At 64.7% G+C, this 14,882-nt stretch carries 15 protein-coding genes; all 15 read right to left on the minus strand.

Annotated features, from left to right (window positions below):
- Positions 1-10: 10 nt before the first annotated feature.
- Entirely contained in the window at positions 11-655 is a 645-nt protein-coding gene (locus tag H6A16_RS02765) for a GNAT family N-acetyltransferase (protein WP_204615916.1), read from the minus strand.
- 48 nt (positions 656-703) lie between these two features.
- Positions 704-1,387, minus strand: coding sequence for a Bax inhibitor-1 family protein (locus tag H6A16_RS02770; protein WP_204615917.1), 684 nt, complete (start codon positions 1,385-1,387; stop codon positions 704-706).
- Between the two features lie 195 nt (positions 1,388-1,582).
- A complete protein-coding gene (locus H6A16_RS02775; protein ID WP_066834651.1) occupies positions 1,583-1,723 on the minus strand; it encodes a rubredoxin-like domain-containing protein in 141 nt (46 codons plus the stop codon).
- 141 nt (positions 1,724-1,864) lie between these two features.
- Positions 1,865-2,368, minus strand: a complete 504-nt coding sequence (locus H6A16_RS02780; protein WP_204615918.1) for a flavin reductase family protein — start codon at positions 2,366-2,368, stop codon at positions 1,865-1,867.
- Positions 2,369-2,904: 536 nt separating this feature from the next.
- Entirely contained in the window at positions 2,905-3,375 is a 471-nt protein-coding gene (smpB, locus tag H6A16_RS02785) for an SsrA-binding protein SmpB (RefSeq protein WP_204615919.1), read from the minus strand.
- On the minus strand, positions 3,362-4,264 hold the full coding sequence (locus H6A16_RS02790; RefSeq protein ID WP_204615920.1) for a hypothetical protein: 903 nt from the start codon (positions 4,262-4,264) through the stop codon (positions 3,362-3,364). The genes smpB and H6A16_RS02790 overlap by 14 nt, the downstream gene beginning before the upstream one ends.
- A 31-nt stretch (positions 4,265-4,295) precedes the next feature.
- Entirely contained in the window at positions 4,296-6,422 is a 2,127-nt protein-coding gene (locus H6A16_RS02795) for a ribonuclease R family protein (RefSeq protein ID WP_204615921.1), read from the minus strand.
- Between the two features lie 150 nt (positions 6,423-6,572).
- Positions 6,573-7,520 (minus strand): permease-like cell division protein FtsX, encoded by a 948-nt coding sequence (gene ftsX / locus H6A16_RS02800; protein WP_204615922.1) that lies wholly within the window; start codon positions 7,518-7,520, stop codon positions 6,573-6,575.
- Positions 7,510-8,688 carry a cell division ATP-binding protein FtsE gene (gene ftsE / locus H6A16_RS02805; protein ID WP_204615924.1) on the minus strand — a complete coding sequence of 393 codons (1,179 nt, stop codon included), beginning with the start codon at positions 8,686-8,688 and terminating at the stop codon, positions 7,510-7,512. Before ftsE ends, ftsX begins: the two co-directional genes overlap by 11 nt.
- Before the next feature lie 343 nt (positions 8,689-9,031).
- Positions 9,032-9,277 carry a helix-turn-helix domain-containing protein gene (locus H6A16_RS02810; protein WP_204615926.1) on the minus strand — a complete coding sequence of 82 codons (246 nt, stop codon included), beginning with the start codon at positions 9,275-9,277 and terminating at the stop codon, positions 9,032-9,034.
- A gap of 9 nt (positions 9,278-9,286) precedes the next feature.
- Positions 9,287-9,832, minus strand: a complete 546-nt coding sequence (locus H6A16_RS02815; RefSeq protein ID WP_204615928.1) for a hypothetical protein — start codon at positions 9,830-9,832, stop codon at positions 9,287-9,289.
- 577 nt (positions 9,833-10,409) lie between these two features.
- Positions 10,410-11,753 (minus strand): hypothetical protein, encoded by a 1,344-nt coding sequence (locus H6A16_RS02820; RefSeq protein ID WP_204615930.1) that lies wholly within the window; start codon positions 11,751-11,753, stop codon positions 10,410-10,412.
- 208 nt (positions 11,754-11,961) lie between these two features.
- A complete protein-coding gene (locus tag H6A16_RS02825; RefSeq protein WP_204615932.1) occupies positions 11,962-12,903 on the minus strand; it encodes a transketolase family protein in 942 nt (313 codons plus the stop codon).
- 3 nt (positions 12,904-12,906) lie between these two features.
- Positions 12,907-13,728, minus strand: a complete 822-nt coding sequence (locus tag H6A16_RS02830; RefSeq protein WP_204615934.1) for a transketolase — start codon at positions 13,726-13,728, stop codon at positions 12,907-12,909.
- A gap of 192 nt (positions 13,729-13,920) precedes the next feature.
- Positions 13,921-14,823 carry a YitT family protein gene (locus tag H6A16_RS02835; protein WP_204615935.1) on the minus strand — a complete coding sequence of 301 codons (903 nt, stop codon included), beginning with the start codon at positions 14,821-14,823 and terminating at the stop codon, positions 13,921-13,923.
- Between the last annotated feature and the right edge of the window lie 59 nt (positions 14,824-14,882).

Raw genomic sequence — 14,882 nt, forward strand, 5'->3', positions numbered from 1 at the left:
CGGCAACAGTTTACGCAGCGCCATCCGTGGGAGAATCGACCCAGTGCTCGGGATAACGCTCCCAATATCCCCGGTAGGTAGAGGCGTCCTTGGCGATGTCGATCTGATACATGCGGAAGACCACGTCGTAGTCCTTGGGCATCCAGTGCTCGCGGTACGAATAGCGGCAATCCATCCCGCTAGCGCGCATGACATGACCGCTCGCAGGATTCAGCTCGTCGTGGGTGGCGGTCAGAAACGGAAGGCCCTCCGCGCGCGCCCGTGCGACCATGGCACGAGCCGCCTCGGAAGCGTAACCGTGCCCCCATGCATCATGCACGTAGGCGTAACCGAAGTCGTGTGCCTCATCGCCGTCGATCTGGATGTAGCCGATCAGGCGCGCAGGAGCGCCCGCCGCGTCCTTGAGGCACACCGCGAACTTCAGGTCGAGCGGGCACCCATCTGCGCCCCGCTCCCCCGCGTCCGCCCTCGCGTAACTGCTCAAAAACGTACGGTCGATAAACGAGCGCGCCTCCTTTTCGTCTGCAGGCGCGAAAAGCGGCAGGAACTTGGAGACCCGCTCATCGGAAAGCATCTCGAGCAGCGCGGGCGCGTCGTCAACGCTCATGCGCCGCAGTATCAGGCGCGGCGTCTCAATCAGATTGGCATCGTCCACGACGCGTCCCCTCTTCGTGAAAGTTTGGGGCCTGTCCCCAAACTTGCATTAGCGGCGATCGGCGATATCCAGGGCGCGGATGAAGATGTTCATGATGTCCAGGAACAGGTTGGACGCCATGAAGACCGCGTTGGGCAGCGTGGGCTCCACGACGGAAGCCTGGTACATGTCGTAGCCGATAAACCCGCAGAACACGACGATGATGGCGATGTCAAGCCAACTTTGGTCAACCCCCATGAGCGCCATGACGATCTGCGCGAGGCACAGCGCGACAAGCGCCACGACCAGCGCGCCGATGATTCGCTGGAACACCTTGGGAAACGTCAGGCCAAGGATGCCGAACACGACCGTGATAGCCGCCGTGGCGATGAAGGCAGTATTGATGGTCGGCAGGTCGTACTGGGCGATCGCGGCCGCGCAGAACAGGCCGAACGTCGTGACGAAGATGGCGTAGCCGATAAGCGAGTGCACCACGGACTGGCGCTTGACCGCACCGGACATGAGAATGACGCCCACGATCGGGCCGCCGATCAGCAGGATGAGACCGAGCAGGCCGTTCGCGTCGAACCAAGCCATGAACCCGGCATTCGTGACGATGCCGACACCCAAGCCTATGACGCAGAAGCCCAGAAAGATGAGGCCCGCCATGACAAGGTTGAACAGGCGCGCGCTGATGCGGGGTGCGTTCGACTCCATTTGAGTCGGGATAATCCAACGCTGGAGAGTGTTCATGATGCCCTCCTCTCTTACGATGTCTGCATTCTAGCAAAGCAACTTGAGGTCCCCGCCCCCGGGGCGCCTCCACGGCACGAACTGTCGCTCGCGGAGCGCGAAATGCCCGCTGCGGAAGCGCGACGCATACGGACTGGAAAACAAGAGCGCCCCGACCGCTATGGCCGGGGCGCCCTGAATGCTCTTGCGCGTTCGCTACTCCTCGACGAGCTCAAACTGATCCGGGCCGACGCCGCAGACGGGGCAGACGTAATCCTCGGGCAGCTCGGGGGTGTCAACCTCGACCTCGTAGCCGCAAACGACGCACACGAACTTATACTTCTTCTCGTCAGCCATGGTGACTTCCTTTCGTTGGCGATGAACGTACCGCTAGTATATCCAGCTCGCCGAAATTCTAACCGGCAATTCCGTCTACGGCATATCTTCGCAATTAGGACACATTCTCGATAATAATTCAGACGAGCATCCGCTCCTGCGCTACCCCTGATAGCTCGACGCCTTGGGCGGTGTCTTGCCCTTGAGGGTGGAGTGGTAATAGCTATACGTAAGCGGCTCTTCGTCGGACAGCTTCTGAGCGTCGACCACATCGCCGATGAACAGCAGGTGCGTGCCGACATCGACGGTCTCGACGACCTTGCAGGCAAAGAGGGCGCATGCGTGCTCGGGCGAATAGGGGCTTCCGACCGCGGAGGTCTCGCACCCGTACTTCTCAAACTTGTCGTAGTTCGCGCTCGTGCGGAAGCCGAAGTTACCGATGAACGGCATGTCGGCTGTCATGTCGATCGCCGTCACCGTGAAAGCGCCGGCGCGGCTGATGGCACCCGTCGTCACGTTGTCCTTATGCACGGCGACCATCAGGCGCGGCGGCTCGGCGGTCACCTGGGTTGCAGTGTTGATGACGCAGCCCGCCTTCTGCCCATCCGCCTCGGCCGACACGACGTACAGGCCGTAGCTCATCTTGAAAAACGCGGTCATGTCCATGGGTTGCTCCCCTCTCGGTACGCGAGCCGATTACGGCCCTGCCCCATACATACCCCCAAAGAAGCCGACGCAATCGTCCTCCGAACGCACTCGAGACGATTTGTCGGAAGGGCACCGGACAAATGAGATCTTTCTACGCACGAAACAAGTGCGCGATGAACTGCACTCCCCCGACAATGCAGTTGCGTGGATGAAAAGATTGGTTATGTACCGCCATGGAATCATGAGCTATAGGACTCAATAGCATTTTTCATATTGAAGACAATATGAAAAAGTTTTTAGGCTCAAGACCTTCCGCACAAGCCCTCCGTATCCGATCGAAAGCAGGCAGTTAGGTACCTCACAGGTACAAAAATACCGATTTCATCCCTGACCGTCGCCGCAAGTGTCGGCATCGCCTCCGGCACGCCCGATTAAATACCAAAGATCCCGCACGCACCATTTCACCTAGCTCGGCAAAACATCATCCCCCGAGCGCTCACAAGAAGGCACCCCGCGAACGGGGCGCCTCGACATCAAGCGAATTCAATTAGCTGCTACCGGCTGCGAGCCTTGAGGGCGCGATCGATCTCGCGCTGCATGTCGCGCTTGGCCATGTCCTCGCGCTTATCGTAGAGCTTCTTGCCGCAACCGAGGCCGAGCGTGAGCTTCACGCGGCCGTTATCGTCGAAGTACAGCTCAAGCGGCACGAGCGCATAGCCGCGGTTGCGCAGCTTCGCGTCGAGATAATCGATCTGCTTGCGATGAAGCAGCAACTTGCGCCTGCGATCGGGATCGCGGTTGAAGATGGTGCCGTGGCTGTACGGATGGATATGCACGCCCACAAGCCAGCACTCTCCCCCGCGGATGAGGGCGAAGGTGTCGGTGATCTGGCAGGCGCGCTCGCGCAGGCTGCGCACCTCGGTGCCCGCGAGCACGACACCGCACTCGAACGTCTCCTCGATGAAGTACTCGTGGTGGGCCGAGCGGTTCTTGGCGATGGTCTTGCGCTCCTTACGGCTCCGCATGGCCAGCCTCCTTTTGCTCGTCCGCATCGCCGGCCGCGGCGGCGCGCTCCTCGGCAAGCTCGGCATCGGACTCACGGATGAGCTTCACGAGCGTACGGCATGCCTCGTCGCCGATCAGGCCGCGTGCGCGAACGGTCAACTGCGTCGCCTCGTTGCGATCGCCCGCTGCAGCCGCATCGGATGCGCACATGAGCAGGCAGATGGCGACCTCGGCAGAGGGACTCGTCTCCACGCCCTGGGTCGCGAGCTCGCCCAGGGCCTCCTCGTCGGTTGCCTCCTGGGCCTCGGCGCGCTCGGCCGTCATGCGGCCGACCAGCGCCTGAACGCGACGGTCGGCGGGTGCCAGCTTCTGAGCCAAGCGCATGCAGCCGGTCGCCGCGAGCGCGTTGTGCGACTCCAGGAAGAACTCGCCCAAATTCGCGTAGGCACGGGCCGCTGAGCGCGCATCGGAAGCGCGCTCGACGACCGAATGGCTCAGCGCCGCCCATTCCTGGATATTGCCCAGCGCGCGGTAGAGCTCGGCCAAGTCGAGACGATACGAGCAGTTCATGGGGTTCCAGCGGACTGCCTGCGTCAGAGCGTTGCGGGCGCTGATGTAATCCTCGGTACCGATGTAGACGAACGCCAGCGCGGAGTACAGGCGGTCGAACGGCGCCGGGACCTGCACGAGCTCGCGCGGATCGCGCTCGACGCGGCGATACGCCAGGCGCTCGAAGGCGTCGGCAAAGCTGAAGTACTGGACGGCGTCGGTCGCCTGACACTCAGCATCGATGTACTCCTCCACCTGCTCGACCAGACGCTCGATCATCGGCGCCGCGGTCGACAGGTCGCCGGCAGCAAGATAGCTCTCGGCGTAGGCGATATCGCTTTCGGTAACGGTCAGCTCCACAAGGGCTCCTCACAATCGTTTATCTGCCGTATCAGTGTAGCGCACGGCTCGCATGGATCAGCTTGAAATCGAGATGGCCCCGCACGGGGTCGGTGCCGAGCACCTCCACGATCACGCGGGTGCCGAGCGTGATGGTCCGCCCGCTCGCGCTCCCCTGCAGCACGAAGAGGTCCTCGTCGAGATCCCACCACTCATCGCCGCCGAGCGCCGACAGCCTCACCAGACCCTCCGCCCCCGTCTCGTCGAGGCGCACGAAGGCGCCCATGGTATCGATCCACGACACCGAGCCGGAGAAGCGCTCGCCCACGCGCTCCTGATAGTACTGAGCGACCTTGACCTTCTGGGAGGCGTGCGCGGCAGCGTCGGCGATGCGCTCGCGCGTGCTCGCGTGGCGGCAGAGCTGCGGCAGCACGCGCACGAGCGACGAATCGCCCGAGCCGGTCAGATACGGGGTGCGCTCGCGCGCCGCCGCGCGCCCCAAGCGCTCCTGCGCCAGCGCGCGCTTGAGCTCACGGTGGACAAGCAGGTCGGGATAGCGACGGATAGGGCTCGTGAAGTGGCAGTACGCGTCGGCACCCAGGGCATAATGCCCCAGGTTGTGCGGTCGATACACCGCGCGCTGCATGGCGCGCAGCAGCAGCGCGTTTACCAAGGGAGCAAAGCCGCTCGTCCGGCTCGCCTCCACGGCAGCCTCGATGGCCGCAGGGTCGCCCGCCTTGATGCCCGCTGCTTGCCCACGGTCGATGGCACCGATCTCGCACAGCACCTTCGCCGCACCGGCAAGATCGTCGGGAGAAGGCGGCTCGTGCACGCGGAAGGCGGCGTCGAGACCGCGATCGGCGAGCCACGACGCCACACACTCGTTGGCAAGCAGCATGGCCTCCTCGATGAGCGAGGTCGCACGGGTCCGCGCGCGGCACACGATGCGCTCTGGCATGCCGGCATCGTCCAGCAGCGCGTGGACCTCCACCGTGTCGAAGTCGATGGCGCCGCGCGCATGGCGGATACCGACCCGAAGCTGCGCCAGCGCATCGGCCTCGCGCAGAAAGGCCTTGAGATCGACTTCTGCGCCGCGCGCAGCGGCGCAAGCATCGAGCGCACGTTTTTCCGCGGCAGCACGGGCACCGTCCGCTGGCTCACCGGCAGCGCCTCCGTCGGCACCATCGTCGTCCAGCAGGACATCGACCGCCTCGTAATCGAGCCGGATGCGGGAGCGGATGACGCTCGGGAACAGCGAGAAGGATCGCACCCGACCGCGGCGATCGAGCTCCATATCGACCGTCATGGCAAGGCGGTCCTCATCGGGGCGAAGCGAGCACAGGTCGCACGAAAGCGCCTCGGGAAGCATCGGCAGCACGCGGTCGGCAAGGTACACCGAGGTTGAGCGCCTGCGCGCCTCGAGGTCGAGCGACGAGTCCCAGGCAACGTAATGCGACACGTCGGCGATGTGCACGCCGAGCTTCCACGTGTCCTTGGGCGTGCGCTCAAGCGAGATGGCGTCGTCGAAATCGCGGGCATCGACCGGATCGATGGTCAGAAGGAAACGGTCGCGCAGGTCGCGCCGCAGCGGATCGGCAAGCGCCGCGTCGACATCGAGCGCAGCCTCGCGCGCCTCGTTCACGGCACCCTCGGGATAGCCGTCCTCCAGGTCGTAGCGCGCCATGATGCAGCGGATGCCAAGGTCGGGGGCATCAGGTCCACCAAGACGGCGCTCGATGGTAGCCACCCCCGATTCGTAGCGCGAAGGGTAGCTCACGATGCGCGCCGATACGACGTCACCTACGCCCACACCCTCGCGCGCGGCGGAGGTGTCGCGCGGCAGCACGAAGAAATCCTGCTTCACGCGGCTGTCGAGCGGCCGGATGACACCCAGCGGACCCGTCTGATCGTAGGTTCCCACAATCGTGGAGGTCGAGCGCGTCAGCGTGCTCTCGACCACGGCGCGCTGGCCTCCGCCCGGACCGCGATGCAGGCTCACGGTTACGGTATCGCCGTTCATGGCCTCGCGGATACCGCGCTGCGTCAGGCGGAACATGCCCTCAGCCGTCTCCACGAAGGCACCAGCATCGGTCACGCGAACGGTGCCCGTCACCCGCGCGCTGTGCCGCGAGCGCGTCGGCCCCTTGCGCGGCGCCCTTCCCCTGTGCTTGCGTCCCATGGGACCTCCCTTCTTCTCTCCTGTATACCCAGCGCGTCGCGCGAAAGCCACCGGATCTGTAGGCGGCGTTGTACATGCGCCCTTCATGCAATCGGGCCGCCACGAAGGCGACCCGATCATGCAAGCAAGCTGTCGTTTTTGTCGGAGCGGCTACACCTTGAGGTAGCGTCCCATGGCGATGGCCGAACCGAACAGACCGATGACGATACCCACGATCACGAGCGCAGCGTATGTCATGAGGTACATCTGGATGGGGATGTTGAACGAGATGAAGTTCACCGCATGCTGCAGCGCAGGCATGCCGAGGTTGCGGATGAGCTCCAGCGCGCCGATGGTGAGCAGCGAACCCAGGATGGCCTGGATGACGCCCTCGGTGATGAACGGCCCGCGGATGAAGCTGTTCGACGCGCCCACGAGGCGCATGATACCGATCTCGCGGCGGCGCGCGGTGATGGAAAGGCGAATCGTGTTGTTGATGAAGATGAACGCGATGAAGGTGAGCAGCGCCACGAGCACGACGGCGGCGATGCGGATATACGCGGTCACCTGGAACAGGCGGCCGACCTCCTCGCGGCCGTACAGGACGCTCGCGTTCACATCGGCCTCGACGTCGTCGACATCGGGGTCCTCGTCATCGACGATCTGACGGAAGAGCGAGTCCTCCTTGATGCGCTCGGCGGTGGACTCGACCTGAGAGGGGTCGTCCATCTCGATCACGAACGAGCGGGGCAGCGGGTTCTCGCCGTCCAGCGCCGCAAGCGTCGCCTCGGCGTTGTTGGAGATGTTGCCGCGATAGTCCTCGAGCGCGTCCTCCTTGGTCTTGAACGTCACGCTGGCGACGTTCTCCCAGCCCTCGATCTCGTCGCGGAAGGCCTGGATGTCCTCGTCGGTCGCCTCGTCGGAAATGAAGGCGTTGATGGTCACCTGCTGCTCGACCGTGCCGATCACCGAGTTGACCAGAGCGGAACCCAAGATGAACAGACCGATGATGAACAGCGACAGGAAGATGGTGATGACCGCGCCAATCGAGGTGCCGAGGTTGCGGACGAAATGGCTGCCCGCCTCGCGCAGTGAATACCCAAAGTTGCTAGGCACCATAGTTACCGTAGCCTCCCCTCTCCTGGTCGCGAACGATGTGGCCTGCCTCGAGCGCGATGACGCGACGGTGCATGGAGTCGACCATCTCACGGTCGTGCGTGGCCACGATGACGGTGGTGCCCGTGCGGTTGATGCGCTCGAGCAGCTTCATGATGCCCAGCGAGATGGCCGGGTCGAGATTGCCGGTGGGCTCGTCGCAGATGAGCAGCGGCGGGCGGTTGACCATGGCGCGCGCCACGGCGACGCGCTGCTGCTCGCCGCCGGAGAGCTGATCGGGCATGGAGTCCATCTGGTCGGCCAGGCCGACGAGGCGCAGCACCTCGGGAACCTGGCTGCGGATGACGGCCTTGGGCTTGCCGATGCACTCGAGCGCGAACGCGACGTTCTCGAACGCGGTCTTGTTGGGCAGCAGGCGGAAGTCCTGGAACACCGCACCGATCTGGCGGCGCAGGAACGGGACCTTGCGGTTCTTGATGCGCATGAGGTCCTGGCCCGCAACGAGAATGCGGCCCGAGGTGGGCTTGACGTCGCGGATCATCGTGGAGAGCAGCGTGGTCTTACCCGAACCGGAATGGCCGACGAGGAAGACGAACTCACCCGGATAGATCTCGAGGTTGACGTCGTCGAGCGCGGGCTTGTTGGGCTGCGCAGGATAGATCTTGGTCACGTGCTCCATGAGAATGACCGGCTCGACGCCGGCGTCGCGCGCCATCTTCTTGCGCGATTCCTGCACCGGGGCGAACACCGAGGTGAAGTCGGGGCTCGCGAGCGCCGCGTCGACGTCGGCGATCTGGCGCTGCTCGGAAGCGTCGGTGGAGGGAACGGCGGGACCTGCCTGCGTCATGAACACCTCGGGTGCAGCCGGATCGGCCGGCGAGGGCACGTTGATGGCGGGCGCGGCAGGCGCGGGGTCATCGGCCTGGGACGACACCGCGGCGGCGAGCGGCGAGCTCGGGACCTCTACCTGGGGCATATCCTCCACAGAGGGGACATATGCGAACGGATCGGGTGCACCCGCCTGCGGGGCGGTCGCCTCGGTAGCCTGCGCGCCAAGATCGCCCGGAACGACTTCGGGCATCGGCGTTGAGCTGCTGGCATCCATCTGGTCCAGCGCGGGCGCCTGCTGCGCCGCCTGCTCGTCACCGGGCTTACGGAAGTGGTTACCCACTAGAAGCTCCTTCGTGTCGTGCGATTGAACTACATATACGTCCACGTATTTTAACAGCCGTAGCCGATATGCACAGAAGAAGCACGGAACGGGCAGGAACGGGCCGCCGCGCGCGGTTCCCAAGACGCGAGCGGCGTACCCTGCTATCGCAGAGCGCCTGATGCGAGTAGGCAAAATACGAACGGCCGCGCCGGCACGTCCTCACAGGACATGCCGACACGACCGGTTGAAGGGGCAGTTGCCCCTATAAGGTTATTATGCAATGGGCCCACCCGACGCGCGCCCTTCCGCAGGGAAGCGTGACGCCCGGGTGCGATGGTGCAGCAAGCGCTGCGGGGCTTCGCTATTCCTCGGGCAGCTTGCCGAACGCGGCGACGTACTCGTCGTCGTCCATCCAGTCGATGATATCGCCGGGCTTGCAGTGAAGCGCCTCGCACATGGCGGTCAGCGTGGAAAAGCGGATCCCCTTCAGCCGCCCCGTCTTGATACGGGAAACGTTGACCGGCGAAATGCCGATCTTCTCCGCCAGCTCGAGCGAAGTCATCTTGCGGTCCGCCATCACGCGGTCGAGTCGCATCACAATGGGCATAGATACCCCCTACAGAATGCCGTCCGAATCTTGCTGTAGGATTCTACCGTACTCGAACGTTCCTGCAAGCGCAAAAAACGTCACAGAAAGCATAAGAGACGCTAAATCCAGCTCGGGCGCAGCGGCAACGGCCAAAACAGCCGCACTTGCATCAACTGGAGGAACATACGCGGGGATGAGCAATCCCGTGACGGCGCCGAGGGCATCGATGCCGCCCAGCACCATAAGCCGGGCGGTCTGCGCCCGGGAGAAGAACTCCGCGCGACGGCCGACCGACAGCACGAACGCGATGAACACGATAAGCGCGATCGCGTCGAGCACGATGTTGAGCCCGCTTACCAGCAGATAGCGCTCCTCCATAAAGGTGAGACCCCTGACGAACGCGCTGGTCACAAGCCGCAGCAGCTCCCAGGCGTTCATCGCGACCCCCACCACCAGCAGGGCGCACATGCCGTAAAGCACCCAAACCAAAATCCCGTTCCGACCTTTTACGGGCATCAACCGTTCCATTTGCTTTTCCTGCGGCTCCACGCCGCACAGGGCTTTGCAATCCATAAATTAGCCTTTCCTATGACCAGAGGAGACGCTGCACGCTCTTTCGCGCGAACCGGCTCCCTCGCCGTTTTGACCCGTGTGCACCATCCCCTCTTCGCATCTGCTGGAATCACGGCGCCCTGAGGGTCGGCTGAGCCGCCTTCCCGCGGTTGCGGCAGGCGGATGCGAAGCGCTCGCAGCGCGATAGCAGGCTGCTGGGCAACGATATCGAATGGGATCCGTTCGGCGCCGAAACACCGACACCCCACGTGCGCGCGAGCCGGCTTGACCCTATCGCCATACTCCCCTCCTTTCTTCATCCCCCTATCATTCTTTAGATGCGTGTGTAATGTTGATAGCACAGAGCATTATATGGTTAAGCATATTTGACCACGTGCCGTGAACGGTACGTATTAATCCCTCAATGACTATCTCATTGGTAGCATTTTGCCCATCGAGCAGCACGGGGCAGCGAGCGCCCGGCACCCCACGGCACGCTCCAGATGCCCGGCGGCCAAAACGTTTCCTCCTGCGGGCACGAAAAAGCCCCGCACCGCGAACAGCGGTGCGGGCGGAACATGACAAGCGCGAAAGCTCCCTACGAATGCATCAGCGTGCCGGCAATCTCCATCGTCTCGTTCGTGGGCTCGCCGAACAGCAAGGGACGTCGCGTGTAGTCGCATGTCAGCGAGATGACGAGCGTGCCGTCAAGGCCCACGACACCCTGCAGGTACGCCGTCCCCTCGCCTCCTGAGCTCGAGCCCTCGCCCGCGAAGGTATACACGGCGCCGTCGACCTGCACGTAGCCGCCCGTGGTATCGCCGGGCTCGGCAGGGGAAATCGAGCACGAGATGACGCCGCTCACGGCGCTGCTGCCCAGGCCGGGGGCAACCGCGCGATACTCCACGGCAAAGGTGTTGGTCGCGGGGTCGAAATTGGAGATCGTGAAGGAGGCGACGCTCGCCGCATCGACGTCGGTGGGGGCGTAATCGCCCTGAAGCGCCGTGCCGTCGTAGGTCACGGTCGAGGTGCGCTCGCCCTCGGAGCGCAGCCACGCATTGCCGTCGAAGGCGTAGGTCACTGGCGTGGACACCGTGTCGGCACCGAACCAGAAGGAGTACTCGGTCGACGCCGTGAAGGTGCAGGTCTGCGCCGCGGCATCGAACGTCGGCGCAAAGCCCTCGGGAAACGCGGGGTCGAACGTGACGCCTGCGATCGCCTTCGTCGAAGCCGTCGCCTGCAGAACCGTTCCCGCCCAACCGGAGGCGTCCTCCTGCGCATGGGCGAGGTCGGGGAAGCGGTCCTTGTCGTCGGCACGCGCGATGAGCAGCGTCGCGGTCACGTCGCTTTCGAAGCTCTCGTTGACAACGGTCGCGGTGGCATCGACCGTGAAGGCGCCGTCATCGCCCTTCGTGAGCCCGGTCACCGCGACATCGGAGAGCTCATAGGGCGTCTCCTGCACGTAGTCGTTGACGGCGAAGCCGTCCATGATATCCGGGTCGGCGGCGAGAATCTCGGTGACCACGGCCTCATCGGGCTCGGCCATGAGCTCGGGCAGCACGAGCACGACGAACGCCGCGACGGCTGCCGCCACGACGGCCACAGAGGCGATTACAGCGAGCGCCCGGCGCACCCAACGGCGGCGCGGCTTTCCCGCAACCTCGCCCGAAGGCGTCGCGGCGGCATCGGGTGCCTCGACCGAAGGCGCATCCATCGGGCGCAGACCCGCGGGCAGCTCCTGCGTCCCCCCGGAGCGCGTGTTCAGGTTGAGCATTGCCGTCGCCGAGAGCGGGATATGCGCCAGCGTCTCGAGCGCCTGATCGTGCTCATGGAGATCGAGCATGGCTTGACCGGCGACCTCGCAGGCGTCAGCAAACGCTGTGGTCGCCGTGGGCGCCAGCTCGCGCGTCTCCTGCTCGTCTCGATGTGTCGTATCGCTCATAGGAATGCTCCTGTGTCATGATCCAAGGGCAACAGCCCGGTTTGGAACCTTCCGGCGCGTGCCTGGCATACATCGAGCGCCGCGCCCCGCACGCTGCGGACCACGGCGCTCGACAAAGCGTATGGTTGGAGTGTACCACCCCGCGACGATGGTCATGCACGGGGCGAACCTAGGACATGCGGTGCGGAGCGTACCGCACGAAAACCTCCTACGCCATGAACTCCTTGACGGCGGTCGCGACGCCCTCGGCGTCCAGGCCGTACTTGTGGAGCAGGTCGACGGCGGGGCCGGACTCGCCGAACACGTCGTTCACGCCGACCTTCTTGACGGGGACGGGATGCCTCTCGGCGAGCGCCGCGCAGACGGCGTCGCCCAGGCCGCCGATCACCGAGTGTTCCTCGCAGGTGACGACGCGGCCCGTCTTCTTGGCGCTCTCGACGATGATGTCCTCGTCGAGCGGCTTGACGGTATGGATGTTGATGACCTCGGCGTCGATGCCAGCCTCGGCCAGGGTCTCGGCGGCCTCGAGCGCGGCCTGGACCATGAGGCCGCAGGCGACGATGGTCACGTCTTTGCCCTCGCGCAGCTTGATGCCGCGGCCGATCTCGAACTCGTAGCCGTCATGGTCGTTGATGACCGGCACGGCGAGGCGGCCGAAGCGCATGTAGACGGGGCCGTCGAGCTCGTAGGCGGCGCGCACGGCGGCGCGGGCCTCGACGTCGTCGGAGGGCACGATCACGGTCATGCCCGGGATGGCGCGCATGAGGGCGATATCCTCGCAGCACTGGTGCGTGGCGCCGTCCTCGCCCACCGAGATGCCGGCGTGCGTGGCGCCGATCTTGACGTTGAGGTGCGGGTAGCCGATGGAGTTGCGCACCTGCTCGAACGCGCGGCCGGCGGCGAACATCGCGAAGGTGCTCGCGAACGCGACGCGCCCCGTCGTGGCGATGCCGGCGGCGAGGCCCATCAGGTTGGACTCCGCGATGCCGGCGTCGTAGAAGCGCTCGGGGTAGGCGGCCTTGAACTTGCCGGTCTGCGTGGCGGCGGCGAGGTCGGCGTCCAGGACGACGAAGTCGTCGTGCTCGGCGCCGAGCTCCACGAGTGCCTCGCCGTAGCTCGCGCGCGTGGCGATCTTCTTCACGTCTGCCATCTCCTACGCCTCCTTCGCGAGCTCGGCCATGGCCTGCTCGAACTGCTCGTCGTTGGGTGCCTTTCCGTGCCACCCGACGTTGTTCTCCATGAAGGACACGCCCTTGCCCTTGACGGTCTCGCACACGATGCACGTGGGCGCGCCCTTCGTCCCGCGGGCCTCGGCGAACGCGGCGCGGAGCTGGGCCATGTCGTTTCCGTCCGCGACCTCGATGACATGGAACTTGAAGGCGCGGAACTTGTCGGCGATGGGCATCGCGGAGTTGACCTCCTCGATGGTGCCGTCGATCTGCAGGCCGTTGTGGTCCACGATGAGGACGAGATTGTCCAGGCCGTGGTTGCCGGCGAACATGGCCGCCTCCCAGACCTGGCCCTCCTCGATCTCGCCGTCGCCGAGCAGGCAGTAGGTGCGGTACGTGTCGCCCCAGTGCTTGGCGGCGAGCGCCATGCCCACGGCGGCGGAGATGCCCTGGCCCAGCGAGCCGGTGGACATGTCCACGCCCGGCGTGTCGTTCATGTTGGGGTGGCCCTGCAGGTGGGACCCGATGTGGCGCAGGGTCTCGAGGTCCTCCTTGGGGAAGTAGCCGCGCACGGCGAGCGCCGCGTACAGCGCCGGGGCGCAGTGGCCCTTGGAGAGCACGAAGCGGTCGCGGTCTGCCTTCCTCGGGTCGGCCGGGTCGATGTCCATCTCCTCGAAGTACAGGTAGGTGATGATGTCGGCTGCGCCGAGGGAGCCGCCGGGATGGCCCGACTTGGCCGCGTGGACGGCGGTCACGATCCCGCGGCGGACCTCGTTGGCAACCTTCTTGAGCTCGTCGTCGCTCATGGTGCCTCCTTTCGTGGGTACGCGCGAAAAGATGCCCCTTCCCGCGCGCGCATGGTCCCATTGGTACATCTTCCACAGTACCATACGCGACCTGCGAAACACCCTTTATCTCGCAGCGGGAGGACGAACGGTCGCCAACGCGATGTTCTCGATGTGTGTCCGTATGGGACGCTTAGAGGAGAGCTGGATCGCCTACTCCCCCAGCTCCTTGAAGCCTTCACCGAACGCCTCGGTGATGTCGGAAATAAAGACGATAGCCTCGGGGTCGTGCTCGGCCACGATCGTCTTCAGAAGCGAGACCTCGCGGCGGTCGAGGATGATCATGAGCATGGGGCGGTTCTTGCCGCTCCACACGCCGCGGGCGGCGATCTCGGTCACGCCGCGGCCCATCTCGTACATGACGTCGTCCGCGATGTCGCCGTGGTACTCCGAGATGACATACGCGGCGCGGCGACGGTCGGAGCCGTCGACCACGCGGTCGATCACATACCCCATGAGCACCATCGAAAGCGCCGCGTACAGGGCATTCTCGACGGAGAAGACCGGGGCGCTCGCCGCGCAGACGGCGACGTCGATGGCCATGACGGTCGAGCCCACAGGCAGCGACGTCTTGCGCGAGATGATCTGGGCGATGGTATCCGAGCCGCCCGTGTTGACGCCGCAGCGGAACACCAAGCCGTATCCGACGCCCGACACGATGCCGCCCCACAGCGCGGCGAGCATGAGGTCGCCATCGCCAAGCGGCACCACGAAGGGCGCGAACAGGTCGGTGAAGAAGCCGAAGAGGACGAAGCCGGTGATGGTCTGGATGGCATAGCGCGCGCCGCCCGTGCGCACCACAAACAGCAGCAGCACGGCGTTCATGATGATGGTCTGCAGACCGACGGGGAACTCAAAGCCCGCACGGCGCGTGAGCTCAGCGATGATCGTGGCCAAGCCCGTCACGCCGCCGGCGGCCAGGCCGTTGGGGACCATGAACATGTCGACCCCGAGCGCGGCAACGGCACACCCCAGCGCCACGAGAGGCAGGTCGCGCACGAACTTCGAGCGGATCACCCGATCCAGATCGATCACGTTACCGGCACGCTTCGGCATGGTTCCCCTCCCCTTAAAACACGCCCTTCCGGTCGCCCCGCAGGGCTGCACCGAAAGGG

Source organism: Collinsella tanakaei (assembly GCF_016900375.1).
Lineage (GTDB): Bacteria > Actinomycetota > Coriobacteriia > Coriobacteriales > Coriobacteriaceae > Collinsella.

Coding starts and splice junctions, on each gene's coding strand:
- H6A16_RS02810 (WP_204615926.1), bottom strand. CDS start 9,277: ATGCCCATTGTGATGCGACTCGACCGCGTGATGGCGGACCGCAAGATG.
- H6A16_RS02825 (WP_204615932.1), bottom strand. CDS start 12,903: ATGGCAGACGTGAAGAAGATCGCCACGCGCGCGAGCTACGGCGAGGCA.
- H6A16_RS02780 (WP_204615918.1), bottom strand. CDS start 2,368: ATGGACATGACCGCGTTTTTCAAGATGAGCTACGGCCTGTACGTCGTG.
- H6A16_RS02815 (WP_204615928.1), bottom strand. CDS start 9,832: ATGGATTGCAAAGCCCTGTGCGGCGTGGAGCCGCAGGAAAAGCAAATG.
- H6A16_RS02835 (WP_204615935.1), bottom strand. CDS start 14,823: ATGCCGAAGCGTGCCGGTAACGTGATCGATCTGGATCGGGTGATCCGC.
- H6A16_RS02775 (WP_066834651.1), bottom strand. CDS start 1,723: ATGGCTGACGAGAAGAAGTATAAGTTCGTGTGCGTCGTTTGCGGCTAC.
- H6A16_RS02770 (WP_204615917.1), bottom strand. CDS start 1,387: ATGAACACTCTCCAGCGTTGGATTATCCCGACTCAAATGGAGTCGAAC.
- H6A16_RS02795 (WP_204615921.1), bottom strand. CDS start 6,422: ATGGGACGCAAGCACAGGGGAAGGGCGCCGCGCAAGGGGCCGACGCGC.
- smpB (WP_204615919.1), bottom strand. CDS start 3,375: ATGCGGAGCCGTAAGGAGCGCAAGACCATCGCCAAGAACCGCTCGGCC.
- ftsX (WP_204615922.1), bottom strand. CDS start 7,520: ATGGTGCCTAGCAACTTTGGGTATTCACTGCGCGAGGCGGGCAGCCAT.
- H6A16_RS02830 (WP_204615934.1), bottom strand. CDS start 13,728: ATGAGCGACGACGAGCTCAAGAAGGTTGCCAACGAGGTCCGCCGCGGG.
- H6A16_RS02820 (WP_204615930.1), bottom strand. CDS start 11,753: ATGAGCGATACGACACATCGAGACGAGCAGGAGACGCGCGAGCTGGCG.